Source organism: Fictibacillus phosphorivorans (assembly GCF_001619875.1).
In the GTDB taxonomy this organism is placed as follows: Bacteria; Bacillota; Bacilli; order Bacillales; family Fictibacillaceae; genus Fictibacillus; species Fictibacillus phosphorivorans_B.
The window spans coordinates 306,251-323,997 of the sequence record NZ_LRFC01000038.1 but is presented as its reverse complement, the minus strand read 5'-3'; the positions used below and the strand labels follow the sequence as shown (position 1 = coordinate 323,997).

General features: G+C 41.6%; 17 protein-coding genes. 1 reads left to right on the top strand and 16 read right to left on the bottom strand.

Features of this window, described 5'->3' with window-relative positions; all coding sequences use genetic code 11:
* Positions 1–121: 121 nt before the first annotated feature.
* The 13 genes from AWM68_RS17640 to AWM68_RS17585 form a co-directional block, all read right to left on the bottom strand.
* Positions 122–754 (bottom strand): class F sortase, encoded by a 633-nt coding sequence (locus tag AWM68_RS17640; RefSeq protein WP_066244867.1) that lies wholly within the window; start codon positions 752–754, stop codon positions 122–124.
* Positions 755–823: 69 nt separating this feature from the next.
* Positions 824–2,191: a copper amine oxidase gene (locus tag AWM68_RS17635; RefSeq protein ID WP_066244865.1), complete on the bottom strand. Its 1,368-nt coding sequence runs from the start codon at positions 2,189–2,191 to the stop codon at positions 824–826.
* 258 nt (positions 2,192–2,449) lie between these two features.
* Positions 2,450–3,622 (bottom strand): aminotransferase, encoded by a 1,173-nt coding sequence (locus AWM68_RS17630; protein WP_066244863.1) that lies wholly within the window; start codon positions 3,620–3,622, stop codon positions 2,450–2,452.
* Entirely contained in the window at positions 3,619–4,119 is a 501-nt protein-coding gene (locus AWM68_RS17625) for an Lrp/AsnC family transcriptional regulator (protein ID WP_419865596.1), read from the bottom strand. Before AWM68_RS17625 ends, AWM68_RS17630 begins: the two co-directional genes overlap by 4 nt.
* 120 nt (positions 4,120–4,239) lie before the next feature.
* Entirely contained in the window at positions 4,240–4,929 is a 690-nt protein-coding gene (locus AWM68_RS17620; RefSeq protein WP_066244857.1) for an HAD family hydrolase, read from the bottom strand.
* A 356-nt stretch (positions 4,930–5,285) separates the two neighbouring features.
* Complete coding sequence (locus AWM68_RS17615; RefSeq protein WP_066244855.1) at positions 5,286–5,660, bottom strand: hypothetical protein; 375 nt, start codon at positions 5,658–5,660, stop codon at positions 5,286–5,288.
* A complete protein-coding gene (locus AWM68_RS17610) occupies positions 5,657–6,193 on the bottom strand; it encodes an acyl-CoA thioesterase (RefSeq protein WP_066245720.1) in 537 nt (178 codons plus the stop codon). Before AWM68_RS17610 ends, AWM68_RS17615 begins: the two co-directional genes overlap by 4 nt.
* Positions 6,194–6,377: 184 nt before the next feature.
* Complete coding sequence (cidR, locus tag AWM68_RS17605; protein ID WP_066244853.1) at positions 6,378–7,256, bottom strand: cidABC operon transcriptional activator CidR; 879 nt, start codon at positions 7,254–7,256, stop codon at positions 6,378–6,380.
* A 278-nt stretch (positions 7,257–7,534) separates the two neighbouring features.
* Positions 7,535–7,921 (bottom strand): DUF1259 domain-containing protein, encoded by a 387-nt coding sequence (locus tag AWM68_RS17600; RefSeq protein WP_066244851.1) that lies wholly within the window; start codon positions 7,919–7,921, stop codon positions 7,535–7,537.
* Positions 7,922–8,331: 410 nt separating this feature from the next.
* The gene (locus AWM68_RS17595; RefSeq protein ID WP_066244849.1) at positions 8,332–12,678 is read right to left on the bottom strand and encodes an alpha-amylase family glycosyl hydrolase; all 4,347 of its coding nucleotides are present in this window, start codon (positions 12,676–12,678) and stop codon (positions 8,332–8,334) included.
* Positions 12,679–13,212: 534 nt separating this feature from the next.
* Entirely contained in the window at positions 13,213–13,389 is a 177-nt protein-coding gene (locus AWM68_RS21560) for a hypothetical protein (RefSeq protein ID WP_156488445.1), read from the bottom strand.
* Between the two features lie 165 nt (positions 13,390–13,554).
* Positions 13,555–14,031, bottom strand: coding sequence for a GNAT family N-acetyltransferase (locus AWM68_RS17590; protein WP_066244847.1), 477 nt, complete (start codon positions 14,029–14,031; stop codon positions 13,555–13,557).
* Between the two features lie 21 nt (positions 14,032–14,052).
* Positions 14,053–14,649 carry an SGNH/GDSL hydrolase family protein gene (locus AWM68_RS17585; RefSeq protein WP_066244846.1) on the bottom strand — a complete coding sequence of 199 codons (597 nt, stop codon included), beginning with the start codon at positions 14,647–14,649 and terminating at the stop codon, positions 14,053–14,055.
* Positions 14,650–14,775: 126 nt separating this feature from the next.
* Between AWM68_RS17585 and AWM68_RS17580 the strand changes: the two genes are divergently transcribed.
* The gene (locus AWM68_RS17580) at positions 14,776–15,810 is read left to right on the top strand and encodes a class I SAM-dependent methyltransferase (protein WP_066244844.1); all 1,035 of its coding nucleotides are present in this window, start codon (positions 14,776–14,778) and stop codon (positions 15,808–15,810) included.
* 276 nt (positions 15,811–16,086) lie between these two features.
* On the opposite strand, the gene AWM68_RS17570 is transcribed toward AWM68_RS17580, so the two are convergent.
* The 3 genes from AWM68_RS17570 to AWM68_RS17560 all read right to left on the bottom strand — a co-directional run bounded on the left by AWM68_RS17570 (position 16,087) and on the right by AWM68_RS17560 (position 17,747).
* Entirely contained in the window at positions 16,087–16,761 is a 675-nt protein-coding gene (locus AWM68_RS17570) for an HAD family hydrolase (protein WP_066244841.1), read from the bottom strand.
* Between the two features lie 140 nt (positions 16,762–16,901).
* Positions 16,902–17,327: a 3-hydroxyacyl-ACP dehydratase FabZ gene (gene fabZ / locus AWM68_RS17565; RefSeq protein WP_066244840.1), complete on the bottom strand. Its 426-nt coding sequence runs from the start codon at positions 17,325–17,327 to the stop codon at positions 16,902–16,904.
* Positions 17,328–17,462: 135 nt separating this feature from the next.
* Positions 17,463–17,747, bottom strand: coding sequence for a DNA-directed RNA polymerase subunit beta (locus AWM68_RS17560; RefSeq protein ID WP_066244838.1), 285 nt, complete (start codon positions 17,745–17,747; stop codon positions 17,463–17,465).

Genomic DNA, 17,747 nt, shown 5'->3' with positions numbered 1-17,747 from the left:
TTACCTGATGATGCAGGATGTATTAAGCTAACGTTTTTATCCATTGTACGGATCACTTTTTTTCCATCCTGTCCCTGTAATCCACAGAAAAAACCGCTCTCAGTAAAGAGAACGGATCATACTAATTCTTCAGTTCCGTATAGACAACCAATCGCTCTTCATGGGTTCCTTCATCCCGGTTAAAGTTCCCCGTACAGGTGATCAGGTTCAGTTTGCTGCCATACGCGTAGTCAAATATTTTATCGACAGGAGCGTTTTTTCTGTCGTATTTTTCTTTTCCGGTTACTACAAATGTGAGTGTCTGTTTATCATTGTCCTTCACAATGATTTCATCACCTCGTTCAAGATCTTCTAACTTATAAAAGATTGCTGGCCCAGTTTTGCTGTCTACATGACCTGCCATGACAGCGTTTCCCGGGGCACCAGGTTTTGCTCCTTCACTAAACCAGCCGACTGTGTCGAATCCTTTTGGAACTCCCATCTGTCCGTTCTTCAGCCTGCCGACTTTTTCAATCTCAGTGTTTACATCTAATGCAGGAATTTCAATAGAGGCGGGAACCATTCCTTCGTTATCCGCTTTTAACGTTAAGCCTTCTGGAGGAGTCAGTTCTGTTGAAGTGGAAGCGACTTGCTCCTCCTCTTCATTTACATTTGTTTCCTTTTCTGCATTTGCGTTTTCCTTAATAGATGGCTTAGCGTCTGAACATCCGCTTAAAGCAAGAACCAGCATAATAAGTCCTAAAAAATAACGCATATTCAACGTCCTTTCCATCTTAATAGATAGAAAGAAGGAGGACTGCATCGTCCCCCATTCTTTTCTATATTAGTTGTTTGTTGCTTTCTTACGAAGAACCATCGCTCCTGTTAGAGCCGCTAATAGGAATCCGAAAAAGCTCCACATCACAGCATCGTTATTCGTTCGGCTCATGCCGCCCATACCGGTTTTAGGCATTTCAGATGGCTTCTCGCCCGCGAACTTTTCAGGGAACTGATCCACGATTGCACCTGACATCGCCTGACCTACGCCGAACATGTGACCATACGCTTCAGAGATGTTCTTGTAAGCTGCAGGATAGTCTTTTCCTGTGTAACTGTTGAACGCTGCTAACAGCTGATCAACGTGTACTTTTAAGCCTTCTTCTAAGTCAGCTGCTTTTAAGCGTCCTTCAGTTGCTGTATCGAGGAATGCCGCTTGTTTTGCACGGTACTCATCCAATTCCTTGATCGCTTGCTGTTTACCTTCTTCATTGTTTTCAGCTGTCGCTGTTACATAATCTACAAAGTAACCAATGTGGCTGCTCCAGATTTCTTTGAACTGAGCTGCACCTTCAGCACCATATACTGATTCAACTGCTGCTGTGATATCATCTGTGTTTTCGTTCAGTTCAGCAGCTGCTGCTTCAAAGTCTTTCGCACCATCAATTCCTTTTTGCATCGTTAATGCGGCTAATGCTGCATGTGTTGAGAACACACTGTTCAAGTCAGCGCGGAGGTCTGCTGCAGGTGTATCCACTGATTTATTTTCAAATTTCTCTGGAAACTGATCTGTGATCGCCCATGATAAGCCTTTTCCAGTCATGAACATGTGGTTCATCGCTTCCGTAATGTTGTCGTACGCTTTTTCGTAGTCACCTGTTCGGTAGCTTTCGAATGCCCAGACAAGTTGATCCACGTGAACTTTTAATCCTTCTTCAAGGTCTTTTGCTTTTAAACGTCCTTCTGTTGCTTGATCTAAGAAATCAGCCTGCTTCACACGGTATCCATCTAGATCAGCAAGTGCCTTTTTTCGTCCTTCTTCATTATTATCAGCTGTTGCCGTTACATAATCTACGAAATAGCCGATGTGGCTGCTCCATATTTCTTTAAACTGCATTCCAGCTTCTTCTCCATAAACGGATGCTACTGCTTTAGAAAGGGCTTCTGTATTTTGGTTCAGCTGTCCTGCAGCAGCTTCGAAATCTTCTTTTCCGTCAATTCCTTTTTGCATGGCTACTACAGCTAAGAATGCATGCTCGGATAAAAGAGTGTCTAACGATGCACGAAGATCGATTGCAGGGTTCGTTACCTCAGCAGACATATGGCCTTTGCTATGGCTTTCGTGGCCATGCGCATCTGCTACACTAAAAGTAGGAATTAATAAAGATACACTTAATGGAACAGCAATAAATGCTTTTTTCATTTTCTTGTTCATGGTTAACTCTCTCCTTTTTTGAACATTTTTTAATAGATTCATAAAGCTAACGAAGAGAGTTTAGATTTGGATCACAATTATAGAAACATTTTAGTATTTTATTTTTTACCGACAACTTGTCAATAACTTTACTTCATAAACATCGACACTAAATCACTCTTCCTATAAAATGGGTTACTAATCTTATTCGGTCATTAAAAAAGATGCATTTCTGGGTTTTAGAAATGCACCTTTCGCGACTAACAATTAAACAGATCTCTATAATGTTTTTAAAAACCGTTCGATTCGACGCATCGCTTCTTCAAGCTTTTGAACAGAAGTTGCATAGGAACAGCGAACATGCCCCTCTCCGCTCTCGCCAAAAACACTGCCAGGGACAACCGCGACCTGCTCTTTCATCAGGAGCTGTTCTGCAAACTCTTCAGATGAAAGACCTGTCTTTTCAATCGAGGGGAATACATAAAACGCACCACCTGGAACATGGCACGATAAACCCATCTCCTCTAAAGCATGAATGACCAAACTGCGGCGCTGCCGATAGCTTTCTTTCATTTTTACGACATCTTTCTGTCCGTTAACTAGCGCTTCAAGAGCTGCATGCTGAGCCATGGTTGGAGCGCACATCATTGTATACTGATGTATTTTGAGCATGGCTTGCAAGATCGTTTTAGGACCGCAGGCAAAGCCTAATCGCCAGCCGGTCATAGCAAAGGCCTTTGAAAATCCAGAAATTAAGATTGTTCGATCCCGCATATTTTTCACAGCAGGAAAACTGGTATACGGTTCATCGTACGTTAGCTCAGCATATATTTCATCTGAAATTACGAGCAAGTCATGCTTCTCTACGACCTCTGCAATCTTTTCCAAATCTCGCTTTGACAACACAGTGCCTGTTGGATTATTTGGACTGCATAACATAAGGACTTTCGTTTTTTCAGTGACAGCAGCTTCAATTTGTTCGGGTTGAAGCTTGAAATCATCCTCACTATACGTATTTACCGGAACAGGGACTCCGCCTGCCAGTGTTACGGTTGGTGCGTAAGACACAAAGCTCGGCTCAACGACAATGACTTCTTCTCCTGGATTAAGGACCGCACGTAAAGCAAGATCAATCGCCTGTGAAGCACCGACAGTAACCACCATTTCATCTTCGGCACTATACGCAACACCAAATCGCCTTTTCATATAGCGAGAAATCTCTTTTCGGAGTTCGAACAATCCTGCATTGGCTGTATAAGCCGTATAGCCTTGTTCCAACGAGTGATAACTTGCTTCTATCACGTTCCAAGGTGTTACGAAATCCGGCTCACCGACACCTAGTGAAATAACGTTTTCCATAGAGGAAGCAAGATCAAAAAAACGACGGATACCCGATGGCTGAATGGATTGCACGGTATTTGACAGATATTTTGAAGTTGGTTCTGTAATCATGGCGACACCACAATTCGCTTGTCTTCATCATTATCACTAAAAACAAGGCCGTCATGCTTGTATTTTTTTAAGATAAAATGAGTAGTAGTCGATATGACTGAATCGATCGTCGAGAGTTTTTCAGATACAAACCGTCCGACTTCTGCCATCGTCTTCCCTTCAATGGAGACCGACAAATCGTAAACACCAGACATGAGGTACACCGCTTTAACCTCAGGAAAACGATAGATTCGCTCGGCCACTTTATCAAAGCCGACACCTCGTTTTGGTGTAACTTTCACATCAATCATTGCGGTTACAGCACCGTCTTCGGTACCTTTCGTCCAGTCTATAATGGCAGAATAGCCGAGTATCACTTTTTCTTTTTCGAGCTTTTCTAGCATTCGTGTGGTCTCATCCACCGAAATCCCCATTAACTTCGCAATCGTTGCTGTTTCAAGACGTCCGTTTTTTTCTATTAGTTGTAATAGTTCGCGCTCTGTCGAATTCAAATCAATCACTCGCTTTTAGTAGAATATGCTGAACATTATAACAAACCCTTTAGATGAAGCCACCCATTTTTAGATATAGAAGAAACGATCCAATCGTCCATATTCAGTGTAAGCACCGTTTTTTCTTTATCTCTGAAGATTGTACTGCTTCTTCTCCTCATTTTCTATGATCTTTTTTAGCTCCTCAAGATCATTTATGCGATAATCGGCTGCTTCAGCTTCATCCCAGTAAGGACTTGTCTTCCAAACAGCTAACATTCCAGTGTTCTTCGCGGCTTCTACGTCATTTTTTGGGTGGTCACCAACGAACATACACTCTTCCGTCTTAACATTCAATCGCTCTGCAGCTCTCTCGAATAGAAGTGGATCGGGCTTACTTAGCCCCTCCATCTCAGATATAAGGATGGTGTCAAAGTATTCCTTGATTTCTAGTGCTTTAATCGTGTCATTTTGAAACACGCCGTATCCGTTCGTGACTAAACCGAGGCGCAGACCTTTTTTCTTCAGTTCATCCAGCATGTTTACAAGGTTTGGAAAAGGTGTGCAATGGTGCTTAAAATGTGTTAAGTAGTCTTCCAGCAGTTCACCTGGGGGCATTCTCCTTACAGCCAGCTCATCAGCTAACTTCTGGTACACTTTGTCCTTCCACACATATCCGTTCTGTTCAAGCTCAATAAATTTTTCTGCAAATATCTTTTTTGGAATATGGGAAAGGACGGATGACAAACGGGTATGCTGATCCTCTACAAATTTTTTAACCGACGTGTCGCGGTCCAAAAGTGTTCCGTCCAAATCAAACAACACTGCTTTTATCATTATTGACACTCTCCTATCTTGCATTCTCTTTATAAGAGGTGAATACCCTAAAATAGATTTTTGCACGCTTTTCTATGACAATCTGGTCCTATTCATAAAAAAAGGACACATTTCTTTATAACAGAAATGCGCCCGTTTGCTGAAGAAGAATGTGTATATTTTTTAGGAAGAAACCACTCCATATTTGTTTGGTGATGCCATGATCGCAGTGGCTTTTTTGCTGTAAGGATAGTATTGCTGTAAGCATAGTGCTGCTCCTTATTGTTGTTGTGTACAAATTTTATTATTTGATTACTAAAATTAAACAGTATAAAAGAAACCCTGAGTGCGCAAATACGTACTCAGGGTTTCGATGTTTATTGAATAATGGCAGAGCTGCCTGTTAACGATTCAGGTGTTTTCCCTAGAGCAAGCTGGCTGAGTCTGGAGTATCCAGTATGTTTATACTCTGTGAATACTTTTCTTACTTCTTCAATATCCTTGTCACTCGTTAATCGCTGCATTTCTTTTTTATACAAACGAATAACAGATCCGGTAACAAATTGAGGTTTGGCATTTTCCGGGTCCTCATTCATGATTAAACATCCCATGTACTGGTATTTTAACTGCATGGTACGGGTCAAGTTAATCACATGGATCAGCTTTTCAAAAAGCTCAGGATAGGATTGCTCTAATTTATTTAGTGCAGATTGAGCTGATTTCAGTTCGTTCTGGCTGCATAATGTGATCATGCATATACCTCCTCTTTTATATCCCACGGTTTATCAAGAGAGATAACAGCTGCTAATTCTTTACTCTTCAATCGTCTCAGCTTTCGGACTTCTGCTCTTTCTTTTGCTGTTTCATATAAGAATTTCTCTTCCTCTGTTTCAGGAATAACTTGTGGAACATCTACCGGCTTTTTATCTTCACCTAAAGCAACGAAAGTTAAGAAGGCAGTCGCAGCAATTCTTCTCTCGCCTGTTAGCATGTCTTCGGCAATCACTTTGCAAAAGATCTCCATTGAGCTTTTTCCGGTATATGAGACAAAGGATTCTATGCAGACAGAGTCTGTTTGATGGATAGGATGTAAAAAGTCGATTGAATCGGTTGAAGCTGTTACACATTCTTTTACTCTGGCGTGTCTGCGTGCAGATAATGTTGCATTGTTATCCAGCTTTCTCATTAGAACACCGCCGAATAACGTATTATAATTATTTAAATCCAGGGACATAACCTGGTCAGTATTAATAATGCGGCTTTCTCGCGCTCTCTTTTTCTTCATATGAATCATTCCTTCCAGAATGCGAATTTCCATTTACAAGGCAAGTGTACGCCTGAAATAGCATGAAGTAAAATGGCTATTTTTCATTTATAACATAGCCGGTATCTATGTAAATGCTTACATGTATGCTCTAACGGCATAAAAAAAAGACAATTCGTGTTGAATCGTCTCTTGTATTATTTTTTTAAAGTTGTTCTTTGGCATAACGCAGCCACTCTTTTGCGGCAAAAGATAAATATTGATCCTTTCTCCAAATAAGTGCGAGTTCCCAACCTATTGAGGGATTCACCACCTTCATTGTTTTTACTTTTGTGGTAAGGTGCCTGCAAATACTTTCAGGTAATAAAGAAACCCCCAGTTTGCAGGCGACCATCTCTTCTATAAATGACCATTGTGAGCTTTCGGAGATCACATGAGGATGAAATCCAGCATGATTACAAGAAGAGATGATGCGGTCATGCAGAACAAAATCCTTATTGAACAGTATAAAAGATTCACTGCTGAGATCCGATAGATCAACTACTTCATATTGGGCAAGTGGATGATCAGGGTGAATAATGAGCTTCAGATCTTCCTTCATAAAAGAGAAATACTGAAACATATCGTTGTTTGTGGGGAGTACAACAACTCCGATATCCAAGAGATGACTAGCTACTTCTTCTTCGATTTTCTTCGATCCATCTTCCATCAATTCGAATGTAATGGCTGGATACTTCTCATGAAAACTTCCCACCAGTTTCGGAAAGAGACGAGAATTAAAAATAGGCGGTAATCCAATTCGAACATGTCCTTTTTGAAGTCCGAGCAAATTATCCATTTCAGATTCTAAATTGTTAAAAGCTTTATCGACGAGTTTAGCCTGTTCATAGATGACTCTGCCAGCATCGGTTAATATGAGCTTCTTTCTGCTGGAACGGTCAAATAGAACCAACCCTAGTTCATCTTCTAAATTTTTGATCATTTTACTTATGGTTGGCTGAGTGATGAACAATTCATTAGCTGCACGGGTAAAACTGTTATATTTTGCAACCTTAATGAAATATTGTAATTGTTTAATATCCATTGCGACACCTGCATTCATATTGAAAAATGTTTTAAGTTTAGTATGTAGCTTATCAAAATAAATTACTAAACACTAGATTTAAAACTGCAAAAAAGAACAGCCACTTATTAGGCTGTTCTTCCATATTTCGTACAGACAAAATGAAACCTCGGATAACTAAAGGATACAAACTAATGCCCTTAATACAAGCTCCCCAGAGGTGAATTGAATCGTCATCTACGGGAGCTATGCAAATCTGTTAGCTGTATCTCGTAAAAGCACATTTTCCAACTATACGACTAAAGACATCTTAACGCTCTTCTGACTTTCCTTGCAAAATTCAGTGGATCATCAACATCTTCAATATTAACGTAAATCAAATTTGGGTCATCAAACAACCACTCGTTGTGTATGGACGAAACTTCGATCCCTTCATTAATAATAGCACTAACAAATCCAGCAACTTCTTTTTGCAAGAGTGCTATCCTACCTAGACATAAAGCGCTTCCGCATTTATCTCTAGATTCGTATGAGAAAGAAGTTGTAACTCTAAATCGTTTTCCCATGATAGTTGCATTAATATCTTCTCGACTTATTGTTGCCACACATTTTCCACCGGCGAATCCAGCTTGTCCTCCGATAATTCTTGCAAACTCTTGACAAGTTGATTCTTCACTCATCTTCATAAATTTATTCACTCCTATCCCTATTAGGATATGGAAGATTGAGTTGATTCGAAATGGACATTAATCTAATCGTTCACAAAAAAGATTTTGTTAAACTAAGGAACAGAATACTATAAATCAAGTGCTGAAAGTGGTTTTTCACATCAAAAAACTTAAATATAAAAAAATGTAGCGTATTCTGCCGCGATTTTCTTTCCTATAAGGTCTTCGTTTAATTCTTGAATGTATCATCCATCTTTTATCCTCATTCACTTTTATATTTTTGCGTATATACCAAGGTTTTCAAATATTCTTCATATGTACAATCTCATTATTCAACAATCAGGTACTCCAGATTTTAGCCTTTGCCCTTCCCAATCATTTCTTTTAAAAAAAATGCTGCTCCATTAAAGAAGCAGCATCCAGTCACGCTAGTTTTTAATAATCGTCATCACACTATCTTTCGTATTCTTGGCGATTGCACCACCATCGTTCTTAAAGATAGTGGTCTTGTTCGTTTCGGACGGTTCGATATGAATGTTCAGTTTGTTCTCCCCGGCTTTCAGATTTACTGTGTGCGAGAACGTCATATCAGCGTTGATCTTGACTGCTTCCCCATTGATCGTCATCACGCCTTCTTTAATCGCTGTACCTTTTAGCGTGATGGTATCTGATGTTACAGTTTGGCCATCACTATGTGACGTTACAACCACTGGCATGTCGATCCAGCGTACGATCTTGTCTTGAACCGTCATCTTGTTGCCGCCTTGGTTTGTAACAACAAAACTTAAGTCCGTTCCTGCTGCACCATAACCGTAGTAACTGACATCATCGTCATTCGGGTTACCAGGCGTGTGGTCTGCAAGTCCTTCTTGATCCCATGAGCTGTTCTTCACGTATTTGTACGTGATTACCTCGCCCTCTTGTGCTTCAAACGTGTACTCGTAATCGTTTGTTACTGCACCGCCTCGCGTCATCTTCCACGCACCTGTGTTCCAGCCGTTCTTTGAGCCTGGAACCGTCAGATCTACTCCTTGTGGGGTATAGTCTGGCGCGTTCACTTTCAGCGTTACTTTTACCATTACAAGGTCAGGTGTGACACTCACTGCGTTCGACTTCACGCTGTTACCTGCCTTGTCGTAGATGTGCACTTCATACGAATACGTTTTTCCATTTGTCACGTTAATATCTTTGTACGTTGTTGCGTTTGTGTCTAACACTTGGTCAATAACTTCTCCATCACGTACGATTGTGAACAAGTAAGGTTCGTTTGCCCCTTCAACAGACCAATTCAAATTCACTTGTCCAGACTCTTGCGCTGGCTCTTCTAGTTTTACGGAATCCGCAGGTGCTGTTGTATCGTCACCTTTTGTGAACGTTACAGTTCTGGTTTCACTCGTTACCCATGTACGGCCAAGATCTGTAGAGAACTGATAACGGTATTCGTACGTTCCTTCTTTAAACGGCAGGAATGATGCGTTGAATGTGTTGAATTCTCCGTTTTGGTTTGTGTAAGTTGCTTTGTGAGGTGTCCAGCTGTTCTTGCCAGGCTCCTTCACTTGAAGCACGGCTTGCAGACCTTCTGCCATGTCACTTTCTGTCTCGCCTTTAATAAAAATATCAGCTGAAACGTTTTGTGATTTAGAGAGGTCAATCACTCCATTATCTAGAGCTGTTAAGCCAGAAATCTGATAGTTGCCGTCTTTTAGTGCAACGTGCGGGATTGCCGCTTTTGATTCTGTTTTCACAGATTCATTGTTATTCTTGTCGATCGCGACAACAGCGAAATAATATTTTCGTCCATTATCCAAGTTGTCAATCTTGATTGAGTTGCTCTTTGTTTCGGCTACCTTTTCATAAAAAGCACCTGAGATCGTTGTTTGGTAAACAGCATAACTTCTGGCGTCACCACTCCATGAAAGAGATACAGAATGACTTCCTTCTGTTGCTTTCACGTTCGTTACGGCTTCAGGAGTCTTTAGATTTTGTCCTTTATCTGACACGAGCATGCGTCCCGTCATTGCTGGAACGGTAATTGTTAATTTGCCGTCTTTTACGGATGTTTTGTACGTCTTATCCAGCTGATCTGTCAGCTTCACGTTGTTAACGATCAGCTTCTTCACATCTAGCTCAACTGTTTTATCTTGATTGCCGCGGTTTGTGATCACAAGTGCCGCATTCTTTTTATCCGTTCTTGTATACGCGAGCACGTCTTTTTCAGCGTATAGATGGTTCAACTCGCCATAGCTGAACAGCTCGTGATAGTCTGCACGTACTTTTCCGATGTTTTGATAGTGCTTCACTAAGTTCTTATCTTCAGAGCCCCATGGATAGGTTCTGCGGTCATCTGGATCTTTAGAGCCAGTCACTCCCGCTTCATCTCCGTAATAGTGCGTCGGTGCGCCTGCGTAACCCATCTGTAAAATCGCCGCAAGCTTCAGCCGCTTCACACCTAATTCGTGGTTATACTTCGGATCGAGTTCAGCACGCTCGTACGAATCTGTTCCGTTTCCAAGGATAAATGCCGCACGTGGTGTGTCATGTGATCCCATTAAGTTCATCAATGCGTAGAAAGCTTCTTCTGGGTAATCTTCAAAAACAGCGTTCAGCTGATTTTCTGCGCTTTCCGCGTTACCATTTTTCAAGTAATCAATCATCGCACCGCGGAATCGGTAGTTCATAACAGAGTCGTATAAATCACCAAGGAAGTATTCAGACGCATCATCCCAGATTTCTCCTAAGATAAGTGGATCTTCTTTCTTGCCTTCCTTCAACTCTTTACGGAACTCTCTCCAGAACTCGGTATCTACTTCGTTCGCAACATCCAGACGCCAGCCGGATGCACCGCGGTCAAGCCACGATTTAGCAGCAGAATCTTCATCATACATAATGTAATCTGCGAATGGTTTGTTGTTTAGTTCTGAATCATAGTTCACGGCCTCACCTGGAATCGATTTGATCTCAGGCAGTGAGTCAAAGCCCCACCATGCTTGGTATTTGTACACACCGTTCACTTTTTCGTTCTCGATGTTAAACCAGTTGTGGAAGCCATACGGACTAAATGTTTGTCCTTCTTTCGTAAATTTCGCTTCAGTTTGTTTTTTCGCTTCAGTTTCTGTTAAGCCTTTTGTGCTCATCAGGTCATAGATGCTCGCCCAATATTCGTAAGCACCGACCGTGTTGTATTTTCCGTATCGGTCAAAATAGATCGAGTCGTCTCCAACATGGTTGAACACGCCATCTAGAATCAAGTGCATCTTGCGTTTTTTCAGTTCTTTTGTAAAAGCTTTGAATTCTTCAGGTGATCCAAACATCGGGTCAATCGCTTTGTAGTCTGTCGCATCGTATTTGTGGTTAGATGCAGCATGTGCGATCGGATTTAGATAAAGCGTGTTTACACCAAGTGACTCGATGTAGTCGAGTTTCTTTTGAATACCGGCAATATCACCGCCAAAGAAATCGTTCGACCAGATTTCGTCGCCGTCATAGCCTTCTGTTTCTGCTTGACGAGGGTTGTCCGGCAGCTCACTCCAGTCTTGATGCTCGATCGGTTCTGTTCCGCGTGCTGTTGTTTTTGCCGTATCATTTTTCTTGTTTCCGTTGAAAAAACGGTCCGGGAAAATTTGATATACAACAGATTCTTTCATCCAATCAGGTGTTTTATAAGACGGATCGTAAACGGTCATTTGGAAAAGCCCAGCGTTCGTGTCAGCTGCCGCCCCTTTTCCGCCTTCTGCTGTATCTTCACCATACTCTTTTACCGCATCTCCATCCCTTGCAGTAAACTTATACCCGTAAACGCCTTTTTCCTGTGGGGTTACGGTCGCTTCCCAAAGCTCGATCTCTTCACCGTTAACAGTTGTCCAGCCCGCATTATCCATATCTTTTACAGTCGTAGAGCCGGAATTATAGTTACGGAGGTAAAGTTTTGCGGCTGTCAGGTCGCCTTTTTTCGTTTGAAGGCGTAGTGTTACGTCTTGTCCAGCTTTAATCGCTCCAAACGGCGCACGAAATGCTTCGTTCCACGTATCATGGAAAAGCTTGCCCGCGTTCACGCTGCCATCCGGCAAACCAGCATCATAATTTGTGTACACTTCTTTCGTGTCATGGTTGTAGAAAAACGTGATATTTGAGTCTTTAAGTACATTTAGTTTGAAATTGTCGCTAGGGTATGCCGGTGCATCCCAGTTGTTGCCGAGCACAATTTTGAATTCGTGCTTTCCTTTTGGCACTTGTGCAGTGTACGTGTAGATGTTGTCACCGTCTTCGTCCTTTAGGAGGGCTGTTGATTCTCCAGGTGACCATTCTTTCCCTGCACCTAGTTCAGGCTGTATATCACCCACAATGCGCGGTGTTTGTTCTGCCGGAAGGGGTTCTGGAATCGTCACTTTGTGCGTCGTGTCATCATACACAAACGTCACTTCCTTTTCAGCTTCGACAGTCAGTTTGTAGTTGTCGCCGCCTTGTTTGCCGTCAACTCCATAGTTCTCGTCCCATGAGCCGTTGATCGCAATTTTATACTCATAGTTGCCAGCCGGAAGTTTTCCAGTGAGCTTGTACTTTCCGTTCGGCTGAAGCTCCATTTTTGTAGCTGCTTCTGCAGGGTTCCAGTCTCCTGAGCCGCCAAGTTCAGATTGCAGATCTCCAACGAGTGTAACGGTACGCTCTTGCGCATTTGTTGAAGCTGGTTGTATAAGCAATGCAGATGCAAACGTTTGCAAAATCATCGTAAAAAGTAATAGCCATGAAACCATATAGCGTGATTTCGTTTTCCTCACTTCATTTCCCCCTTTTAATGGTGTGCAAATTAGTGAAAGCGTTTGCACAAATAGTTTTAAGATAACGCTTTCATTTCCTTTATTATGTCATGTTTTCTTTTATTGGAAAATAAGTCATTCGGCTGATAAAAATGTTTATAAATAGGTATTTTTTCTTATACTTTCGACATTTTTATAGAGTGAGAGGGATTGGAAGTAGGAAGTTGCTTGCTGTCACATGGTTGCTTTAGAAATCAGGGTGAAATTAGCGGGTTCTGGAGCGCAATCAGGGGTTTACTGAGCGAAAAGCGGTCATGTTTGAGCGAAAACAGGGGTCCACTGAGCGAAAAGCGGTCATGTTTGAGCGAAAACTGGGGTTCACTGAGCGAAAAGCGGTCATGTTTGAGCGAACGTGTAATAAATAAAAAAACACGTACCGTAAGACGCGCGCACCTTGCAGATTGAGTTCATACTAGCTAGTCCCAGAGCAAGTCGCTCCAAACAACGAAAAACCGGGTCCTCTCTGGTAGGTAGAGGCCCGGCACTTCCTTTATCTTATTCAGCTGACTCTTCAGTTGATTCCTCATCTGTTGAAGTTTCTTCGTCTTGAGTATCTGTTTGCTCTGTGCTTGTGTCTTCTTCTGTGTTCGTGTCTTCCGCGTTGCTACATGCAGTGATCAAGAAAATTGCCATAAGAGATGCTCCGATTTTCGCTAAAAACGTTTTGCTCATCTTTAAAATTGCTCCCTTCGGATATTCATTATGATTTTTGCATGAGTATGGGATTTCTTTGTCCCTGTTCAGAATATATCATGAAAAAATCCCGAAAAGACGCAATTTACCAAGTCATAACGGAGACTTTACAATCCTAAAATCACCTTTATATTAGCTTAATAATCAAACATCATAGTGCAGCACATATTGCGGCCCAACCGGACCATGTTTAATCTGACCGCGATCTGTGAAACCCGCTTTTTCGTAGAGCTTTTTAGCTGGCTCGTTTTTAAAGTTTACCGCTAGAATGAGTTCGTCTACCTCAGGAAAATTAGCCATGACGAACGTTGGAAGCTGCAGCATTGCATCCTTCGCGTATCCTCTTCCTTGCTCTGTATGATTGATTGATAAAGCGCGGATCACCATCGCATTTGGGTTTGATGTAAAATCACGGATGTTTTCGCCTGTATGCAGCACGAAAAAGCCAACTGCTTTTCCAGACGATTCAATGACAAATGGTACGCGCCTTTCATCTTCCTCACAAAAGTTTAATGCTTGTGCGGGAAGTTGTGTAAACTTCTCCTGATCTTCAGGTAAATAAAATTTCTCTAGTGCTTCTCTATGTTTTTCTTCAAAAAAGGTAAGCGTAGTGTTCGCCATATCCATAACCTCGGTTCATTTTTATTGGTTAATGAGTGACTTTGCTGCATCTAGCCAGCTTTTGGCTATTAATTCATTTCCTTTTTTTCTCATATGTACGCCGTCTGTTGTTACGGAAACATCTGGTTTTTTATGGAGGTGATTGATGAAAACATCGTGCGTTGGGACGAGCACGGCATCAAATTCCACTGCCAGCTTTCGTACCACTTCTACATACGGAATAAGCATCTGGTTCCCTTGAGATTGCGGGTTTTCTTTGATGATTGTAGGTTCCATGAGTACGAGTTTTGTTGTGGTGGAAAGCTGTGACAACAATTCACGATAAACCTCTTCGAACTTAGAAACATCGACTTGCGTGAGATCTGGGCTATCCAGCTGCCGCCACACATCGTTGATTCCAATGGAAACCGATAACAGGTCAGGCTCCAGATCAATTACGTCCCTCACCCAGCGAAAGGCAAGGTCCGTAACACGATGTCCATTTACCCCTTTGTTGATGACATTTACGTCTTTTGGCAGGGCTTCTTTAATCATCCGAACATACCCGTTCCCCAGTCTTTCCGGATCTGTGTTTTTATTTGAAGCGGTGATGCTATCCCCGATAAAAATGATTTTCATGACTGTTTCCCCCTCCGATTCTTTGTTTCTCTTATTTTACCATGCGCGCAAATAAAACATGATTTAAAGGATTTTGGACCGCCGTTTTGGAATACATATAGAAAATCCTTTTAAAGGAGGAAGAACATGATCGAAACTGCTGTTCATCGCTCGGTAACATTAGGTCAAACGGAAAAGATGCCGTCCTATCGTATGGATTTACGGCAATATAAAAGTCAGAAAGAATATGAGAAGTTTGTAAAAGTAAATACGGTGAAGGATTGGTCGACCGTTTCATGGAAAGATATCGGGAAGCCGTATGAAGTGACTTCGTTTTCAAAGGATAAACTGGATTGGGAGAAGGAGCGTGGCGAGACTCTGCCTGTCCACACCTCCTGGACGATGTTCAACCAGTCTTTTCATGAGTGGTTTTCAAAGGATGTTCCCGCTGAAATTCACGAAAAGAAGGGTGCCTTTTTTCATAGTTTAAAAAGTTTTAAGCCTTCTGAAGTAAAAGTAGCGCTCGGAGATTATTTGCGAATCCATTTATGGAATTATGTTCATCGGGTCCAGGATGGCATTTGGGATCCACGCGGGAAGCGTGCGCTGTTTGAAGGGTTGGATGTTCAAAAACCTCGCATTTTATTTTTGGGAGCAGCGGAAGGTTATGAAGCGATGCAGCTTTCTGCAATGTATCCAGGTGGTGAAGTCGTGATGGTCGATTATGATCCGTTCTGCAGGGATACTAGGTTTGCAGAGTTTCCGGAGGCTTACCCGTTTTTAGGTGTGAACCCACGAACGGGCGGAAATAAGGTTTATTACAAAAATGACTCTAACATTTCCTATGTGGTGGATGACATTCGCAATCTTCCTTACGGGAAGGAGTTTGATATCGTGCTGAGCGTTGGTTTACTTGAGCACTTCCCAGATTCTATGAAAGCTGAAGTCGTGGAGTGGCATCGGAAGTTCTTAAAGCCGAGTGGCTATATTGTGATGACAACACCGCGAGCCCAGCTTCGGTCCAAGTTGTATTACGAAATCATGGCGGATGTGATGAACCATACGTATCGGGAACTCATGACGTTAGAGCAGATGGGGCTTTATCTTTATGAAAACGGGCTGGATATTATGAAGCATGGCTATATAAAAGTGCATAATGGAATTGTCGCGAAGGCGAAGTGAAAAACCTGGATGGTGGTCCAGGTTTTTTTGTTGTTTTTCGTTTAGTTGAAGTCGATGGAGATGATGAAGCAGAAGTTGAACTCTATGTTGTCAAAAATCGAATAAATAATTTTATACGCAGAATTATTGTGCTTATACCCGGAATTGTAAGTCTTATCTCCGGATATATAGTGATTTACCTGGTAATAATTATTAAGTGTTCATCCCCTAAACACATATTCTTGTTATGTCTACTAAAGGCATACACTATTTTTAAAATTTACCCGAGTCTCGTTTTTACACCTTAATTGAAGCGTTTATTAATAGATATTTTTGTAATTCAAGGACGCTTTCAGCGATAAAAGTAGGTGCTGCTGTTGTAATCTCGTCTAATGAACCATAACCGTACGTCACTCCTATTGAATCAATGCCCGTGTTATGCGCTCCAATGATATCGTGTTTTCTGTCGCCGATCATGATGAAATCTTCTTTTGGTGGATTGCTGTATTGATGAAGTATGTACTGAATGATCTCTGTTTTAGCGGTTCTCGTACCGTCGAGGTTGCTGCCGACGATTCGATCAAAGTGGTGATGGATATTGAAATACTTCAAAATCTGTTCAGCAAAGACGGTTGGTTTTGAGGTAGCAACAACTAGTTTAAAGCCGCTTTCCCTCAATTCCTCCAAAAGTTCTGGGATGTGTTCATATAAGGTGTTTTCGTACATCCCCACGTCGCTGAATCGTTCTCGATAATAAGTAATGGCTGTTTGCGTTTGTGTGTCATTAAATTTGTAAAAATCTGAGAAAGATTGTTGAAGCGGCGGTCCGATAAATGGTTCTAAATGATCGAGGTTCTCTTCTTTGATACCCATTCTTGCTAAAGCAAATTGTACAGATTTCGTGATGCCTATTTTCGGATCAGATAGTGTGCCGTCTAAATCAAATAGAAGAATTTTATAGCTCTTTTCCATTTTTGTTTCTCCCCCGCTCCTTATTTTTGATGTTCCCTATTTAAAATACCATAAAAAGAAAGCTTGAAATGGAACATTCCTCTAGGGTGTTTGCTCCATTTCAAGCTTTTATGATAATTGTGTGGGGTCAGACCCCATTGTTATTTACCTAATGCAAACGTGATTTCGACTTCGCAGGCTACTTGGCCGTCTACTGTTGCGATGCCTTTGCCTTTACCGATCGATCCACGCACACGCGTCATCTCTACTTCCAAACGAAGTTGGTCGCCTGGTACGACCTGCTTTTTAAAACGGCAGTTATCGATACCCGCAAAGAAGGCAAGCTTACCGCGGTTTTCTTCCTTTTTCAGCATGGCTACTGCACCTACTTGAGCAAGTGCCTCAACGATTAGCACTCCCGGCATAACCGGGTACTCCGGGAAGTGACCGTTAAAGAATTCTTCATTAGCTGTTACATTTTTGATGCCGACAGCACGCTGGCCCTCATCTACTTCTAAAATGCGGTCAATCAATAAAAACGGGTAACGGTGCGGAATAATTTCTTTGATTTCTTCAATCGTTAACATACTAGAACATCACCTTTCTTTTCATCATCATGAACATCTATTTTTATTACACTTGGTATTGTTACCTGGTACTAATTTTATCTCAAAAGAAAAACAATGACTCATTCGTTCTGCCATTGTTTTTTTATTATATCTTTACATTTCTTTTTGTACAAGGTCGATGATATGTGTCCAGGTTTCTTTTTCAAACACGTTCATCGGCTTACCGTCACCGAGTACGCCATAGCCGACCATCGTACCCACAGCAAAGCACACAATGATTCCGCAGATCAACAGAAGAAGACGAAGCCAGATCGGAAAGATCCTTTTCGTTCGGCGTTGATACCACTGCTTCTTCTCTTCTTTAGAAGATTTCTCTTTCTCCTTATAACGCTGTGTTTTTGGTTTTTCTGTATTCAACTCTTGCATCTTATTCGTCAT

What these genes read in the sequence shown, in the direction of transcription:
- AWM68_RS17640 (WP_066244867.1), bottom strand. Translation starts at nt 754, where the DNA reads ATGCGTTATTTTTTAGGACTTATTATGCTGGTTCTTGCTTTAAGCGGA.
- AWM68_RS17635 (WP_066244865.1), bottom strand. Translation starts at nt 2,191, where the DNA reads ATGAACAAGAAAATGAAAAAAGCATTTATTGCTGTTCCATTAAGTGTA.
- AWM68_RS17630 (WP_066244863.1), bottom strand. Translation starts at nt 3,622, where the DNA reads ATGATTACAGAACCAACTTCAAAATATCTGTCAAATACCGTGCAATCC.
- AWM68_RS17620 (WP_066244857.1), bottom strand. Translation starts at nt 4,929, where the DNA reads ATGATAAAAGCAGTGTTGTTTGATTTGGACGGAACACTTTTGGACCGC.
- AWM68_RS17615 (WP_066244855.1), bottom strand. Translation starts at nt 5,660, where the DNA reads ATGATCACATTATGCAGCCAGAACGAACTGAAATCAGCTCAATCTGCA.
- AWM68_RS17610 (WP_066245720.1), bottom strand. Translation starts at nt 6,193, where the DNA reads ATGAAGAAAAAGAGAGCGCGAGAAAGCCGCATTATTAATACTGACCAG.
- cidR (WP_066244853.1), bottom strand. Translation starts at nt 7,256, where the DNA reads ATGGATATTAAACAATTACAATATTTCATTAAGGTTGCAAAATATAAC.
- AWM68_RS17600 (WP_066244851.1), bottom strand. Translation starts at nt 7,921, where the DNA reads ATGAAGATGAGTGAAGAATCAACTTGTCAAGAGTTTGCAAGAATTATC.
- AWM68_RS21560 (WP_156488445.1), bottom strand. Translation starts at nt 13,389, where the DNA reads ATGAGCAAAACGTTTTTAGCGAAAATCGGAGCATCTCTTATGGCAATT.
- AWM68_RS17590 (WP_066244847.1), bottom strand. Translation starts at nt 14,031, where the DNA reads ATGGCGAACACTACGCTTACCTTTTTTGAAGAAAAACATAGAGAAGCA.
- AWM68_RS17585 (WP_066244846.1), bottom strand. Translation starts at nt 14,649, where the DNA reads ATGAAAATCATTTTTATCGGGGATAGCATCACCGCTTCAAATAAAAAC.
- AWM68_RS17580 (WP_066244844.1), top strand. Translation starts at nt 14,776, where the DNA reads ATGATCGAAACTGCTGTTCATCGCTCGGTAACATTAGGTCAAACGGAA.
- AWM68_RS17570 (WP_066244841.1), bottom strand. Translation starts at nt 16,761, where the DNA reads ATGGAAAAGAGCTATAAAATTCTTCTATTTGATTTAGACGGCACACTA.
- fabZ (WP_066244840.1), bottom strand. Translation starts at nt 17,327, where the DNA reads ATGTTAACGATTGAAGAAATCAAAGAAATTATTCCGCACCGTTACCCG.
- AWM68_RS17560 (WP_066244838.1), bottom strand. Translation starts at nt 17,747, where the DNA reads ATGACGAATAAGATGCAAGAGTTGAATACAGAAAAACCAAAAACACAG.